Annotated in this window: 4 protein-coding genes and 1 pseudogene; 4 read left to right on the top strand and 1 reads right to left on the bottom strand. The window is 72.6% G+C overall.

Annotation, left to right across the window (positions count from 1 at the left end; genetic code table 11):
• Window positions 1-393 (bottom strand): annotated as a pseudogene (locus ABD908_RS26945) (hypothetical protein); the annotation flags it as partial.
• Between the two features lie 148 nt (window positions 394-541).
• Between ABD908_RS26945 and rimP the strand changes: the two are divergent.
• From rimP to ABD908_RS26925, 4 genes are all read left to right on the top strand, one after another.
• Window positions 542-1,195, top strand: a complete 654-nt coding sequence (gene rimP / locus ABD908_RS26940) for a ribosome maturation factor RimP (RefSeq protein WP_345001921.1) — start codon at window positions 542-544, stop codon at window positions 1,193-1,195.
• The gene (nusA, locus tag ABD908_RS26935) at window positions 1,192-2,193 is read left to right on the top strand and encodes a transcription termination factor NusA (RefSeq protein ID WP_345001919.1); all 1,002 of its coding nucleotides are present in this window, start codon (window positions 1,192-1,194) and stop codon (window positions 2,191-2,193) included. Before rimP ends, nusA begins: the two co-directional genes overlap by 4 nt.
• Complete coding sequence (locus ABD908_RS26930; RefSeq protein ID WP_385921510.1) at window positions 2,190-2,543, top strand: YlxR family protein; 354 nt, start codon at window positions 2,190-2,192, stop codon at window positions 2,541-2,543. The genes nusA and ABD908_RS26930 overlap by 4 nt, the downstream gene beginning before the upstream one ends.
• Window positions 2,544-2,787: 244 nt before the next feature.
• Window positions 2,788-3,218, top strand: a 431-nt coding sequence (locus ABD908_RS26925) for a translation initiation factor IF-2 N-terminal domain-containing protein (protein WP_345001917.1), incomplete at its 3' end; no start/stop codon positions are given.

The following is a 3,218-nucleotide window of genomic DNA, read 5'->3' as shown; positions in this document are numbered from 1 at the left end:
GGTGCGGTCGAGCAGCGCCGCCAGCGCGTCCGTCGCAGCCGGCGCCGCCGGGCGGGGTGTCGGGGCCGGCTGCTCGAGGTACCGCGACAGCTCGTCGGTGATCGCCTTCGCGTGCGCGGTCCGCTGGTCGGCGACCAGCTTCAAGGCCGCGGCCTGGTCGGGGGCCGTCGCGATCAGCGCGGTGGCGGTGGCGGCGTCGCCGCGCGCCTGGTCGGCGAGCGTGGTCAGCGTCGTGGCGGTGGGATCGCCGCTGCGGTCGGGGGTGAAGTCACACGCGGCCAGTAGCAGCGGGGCGCCGACGGCGAGGCCGGCCAGCGCGAGGACCCGGCGGCGGCTCGGAGTGGCGGAGCCGGGGATCCGGCGGCTGGCGGTGAGCGGGTCGAGGGCGGGCACGAGGACCAATAGTAGGCACGAGGCCTGACGGCGCCGTCTCCGCTGCTGTGTGAGCGGACGGCTGCCCCGTCGGGGAGGTGGGCGGGCACCCCCGGCCGGGGTAGACTGTCCGGGCTCGCGACAATTTCACAGGGGAGGCGGCGGCTATATGGCACTCGACGAGATCACGGTCGGCCGGGCGGTGACCCCCCTGGTCGAGGCGGCGGGCTACGACCTCGAGCGCATCCGCGTGGCGCGGGCAGGCGCGAAATCGGTCGTGACCGTCGTGGTGGACACCGATGGTGGCCCCTCTCTGGACGATGTCGCCGAGCTGTCGCGCGCCGTGTCCGCCGCCATCGACGACGATCCCGACTTCGGGAAGCAGGCGTTCACCCTCGAGGTCACCACGCCGGGTGCGGAGCGCCCGCTCACCGCCCCCCGCCATTGGCGCCGCGCCCGCGGCCGCATGGCAGCGATCGAGCTGGCCGACGGCACGAACCTATCGGCCCGCGTCGGTGAGCTCGCCCCCGACGAGGCCGAGGTCACCGTCGTCCTCCCGGATCGTCGCAAGGGCCCCACCGTCCGCACCGTCGCGCTGGCCGACGTGCGCAGGGCATCCGTCCGGGTCGAGTTCGGCGTGCCCGACCGCCGCGAACTCGAGCTGTCCGGCGTCGCGCCCGGCCGGCCCGTCCCCGGCGTGGGTCCCGTGATCGGTGCGGGTGACGGCAGCGACGACGACGAGTTCGACGACGGCAGCGACGACGACGCGGGTGCAGACGACCCCGACACCGCGACCACCACCCACGAAAGAGGAGACAAGTGAATATCGACATCGCCGCCCTCAAGGCGATCGAGGCGGAGAAGGACATCTCCGTCGACACCGTCATCGAGGCCATCCAGGTCGCTCTGATCACCGCGTACAAGCACACCGAGGGGCACCAGCCGCACGCCTACATCGACGTCGACCGCAAGACGGGTGCGGTCCGCGTGATGGCGCAGGAACTCGACGCCGACGGCAACATCATCTCGGAGTGGGACGACACCCCCGAGGGCTTCGGCCGGATCGCGGCCGATTCGGCGCGGCAGCTGATCACCCAGCGTCTGCGCGACGCAGAGAACGAGCGCAGCTTCGGCGAGTTCGCCGCGCACGAGGGCGAGATCGTGGGCGGGGTCGTGCAGGCCGACGCGCGGGCGAAGGCCAAGGGCTTCGTCGTGGTGCACGTGGGTCCCGAGAACGGTGGCCACGACGCGGTACTGCCGCCCGCCGAGCAGGTGCCGGGGGAGAGCTACGAGCACGGCGAGCGCACCAAGTTCTACGTCGTCGGTGTCAGCCGCGGGCAGCGGGGCGTGCAGATCACGCTCTCGCGCACCCACCCGAACCTGGTGAAGAAGCTGTTCGCGCTCGAGGTCCCCGAGATCGCCGACGGCAGTGTCGAGATCGTGTCCGTCGCCCGCGAGGCCGGGCACCGATCCAAGATCGCGGTCCGCACGTCGGTGCCCGGGCTCAACGCGAAGGGCGCGTGCATCGGCCCGATGGGGCAGCGCGTGCGCAACGTGATGACGGAGCTTGCCGGTGAGAAGATCGACATCATCTCCTACGACGACGACCCGGCGGTGTTCGTGGGGAACGCGCTGTCGCCGTCGTCCGTTGTGTCGGTGACGGTCGTGGATCCCAAGGAGCGCGCCGCCCGCGTGGTGGTGCCCGACTACAAGCTGTCGCTGGCCATCGGCAAGGAGGGCCAGAACGCCCGGCTCGCCGCGCGGCTGACGGGCTGGCGGATCGACATCCGCTCCGACGCGGAGGCGAGCCGACCGAAGTGACCGGAGGCGAGCCGACCGAAGTGACCGGAGGCGGGCCGGGGGCGACGTCGGACGCGCCGGCAGGCCCAGTCCGCACCTGCATCGGCTGCCGCCGCCGCGCCGCGGCCGCTGCGCTGGTGCGGACGGTCGCGGTGCCTGTTTCGGGGCAAGCGTCTGCGCCGGGCGGCGTCACCGTGGTCGTTGACCAGCGGCACCGACTGCCCGGCCGGGGTGCATGGCTGCATCCCGACCCCGAGTGCCTGGCCCTCGCCCGGCGCCGCGGCGCGTTCCGGCGGGCGCTACGGCTCGCGTCGGGGTTCGTGGACGACGCGGTGGTACTGCCGGCGGAGGGCGGATCGGGCGGCCGGTAGGAACGATTTGCGTAGCGCGGTACACTGTGGAGCGGTCGAGAGCACTGCGCGATCCCGCACCGGGATGGCGCTCGGCCGATCGCGGATCCGAAGGACCTGACGCAGGTCAGCAGGCCCCAAAGGACAGGAACGAGTTGCAGACATGAGCACACCGTGAAGCACCAGCGATGAATTGTCGTCGGAATAGGTAATCCGGGGTCAGCGGGACCAGCAGTCGCCGCTCGACCTCGCAGTGAGGAGAGTAGTGGCAGGCAAGGCCCGCGTGCACGAGTTGGCTAAGGAACTCGGTGTCACCAGCAAGGAAGTACTCGCTCGCCTGAGCGAGCAGGGGGAGTTCGTGAAGTCGGCGTCGTCGACTGTCGAGGCCCCCGTCGCGCGGCGGCTCAGGGAGTCGTACACGCCGAAGAAGGCCGACGGTGACGGTGCCCGTCCCGGCCCCGCGCGCTCCGGAGCGAAGCCCGGTCCGGCGCGTCCGCAGGCGGCTCGACCTGCGGCTCCGCAGTCCGATCGACCCCAGGCTGATCGTCCCCAGACCGATCGTCCCCAGACCGATCGCCCGCAGGCGGCGCGGCCGCAGGGTGACCGTCCCCAGTCCGATCGTCCGCAGGCGTCCGGTCCCCGGCCCGGCGCCGCGCGCCCCGCGCCGCGTGCCGCGGAATCCCGCCCGGCCCGCCC

This window comes from Tsukamurella soli, assembly GCF_039541155.1.
In the GTDB taxonomy this organism is placed as follows: domain Bacteria; phylum Actinomycetota; class Actinomycetes; order Mycobacteriales; family Mycobacteriaceae; genus Tsukamurella; species Tsukamurella soli.
The sequence above is the reverse complement of the archived record's forward strand: the minus strand, read 5'-3'. Positions and strand labels throughout refer to the sequence as shown.